The 1,094-nt window shown below is 55.8% G+C and carries 1 protein-coding gene; it reads right to left on the bottom strand.

The annotated features are described in order from the left end of the window. Nucleotides 1-194: 194 nt before the first annotated feature. Nucleotides 195-860, bottom strand: coding sequence for a DUF642 domain-containing protein (locus ABG80_RS05640; protein ID WP_160322448.1), 666 nt, complete (start codon nucleotides 858-860; stop codon nucleotides 195-197). Nucleotides 861-1,094: the final 234 nt, after the last annotated feature.

Below are 1,094 nucleotides of genomic sequence, written 5' to 3'. Positions count from 1 at the left end.
GGTGTGGGGCTTCATGGGCTGCCAAATTTGCAAGAAAGCGCGGGGCCGGTATTTGTTTCCTTGCAAATATCGCACCACACTTCAACCAAAATAGCATTGCAGATCAATGGCTTGCGAGTTGTTCAGGACGGACTAACTACATAGTTAACAGGCCCCGACCTGCGCAGCAGGTTGGGGTCCTGTTGAACGCAAAGTTAGGCAGCTCTTACGAGGCGCTGCAAGCGAGGCTTGTTCTTCAGTTGTAGCGTGCCAATTGTGGCAAGACCAATGAGCGCCAGCGCGTACGACGTTGGTTCTGGGACGGCGGTTATCGAAGCGCTAACGTTGTCCAAGCCAATGTAGTTCACCCCCGATGTGCCAACGAACTTGATGGTGGCTTCGGCATCCGTAGCTACAAAGACAAAGGAAAACTGCTCCCAGTCGTTTGTCCCTCCGACAAGTGGCCCGGTATAGCTCGCCGATTGACCCGCAGCACTTACATTAAGTGAAGAAGGCCTGCCCCAAGTGTTTGAGCTGCCCAAATAAAACGTAACCGTGTACTCAAAGCCCTTGGTCGTAGCAATAGTCTGCTGTACACCACCGAACGGTGCGCCGGCAGAATAGTCCGACAGGTCAAGGAATAAGTTGCCTTCCTGGGCGTCGAGGCCCCACGGGTCTCCAACGCCAATCCATGCCAAGGAGTCGTTGACGATTTGCCAGCCTGATAGCGAAGAAGAGCCTGGCGAAAGGGTCATCGTTTGGTTGCTGGGCGGAACGAACGATCCCGACTCAAAGCTGCCGTTGAGGAGAAGGTTTGCGTTGGCTACGCTCGCACTTGCAAGCAAGGCTGCCACGAGCAAAATGTTCAGGTGTGAACGCACTTTGGAACTCCTGGGTTGATGAGGATTGCTTAAGCATACGTGACTAGTCCCGCTCAGGAAAGGTGCGCCGACGGCGAATTCACTGGATTGCGCCGTTCGGCCTAACTACCAAGTTCAGGGGCGCCCGCTTGGCGTGGCCGAAGCGTGCAGTGGTGGAGGCGTCCCCTGCAACGCCCAGTTAGGCGCAGCGGCCTTGCCAGACAAGGGATGTGCAATGCCGCCGTCGCCGTATGT

It is taken from the genome of Aquabacterium parvum (assembly GCF_001447195.1).
GTDB lineage: Bacteria > Pseudomonadota > Gammaproteobacteria > Burkholderiales > Burkholderiaceae_C > Aquabacterium > Aquabacterium parvum.
This window is presented reverse-complemented; position numbering and strand designations above follow the sequence as displayed.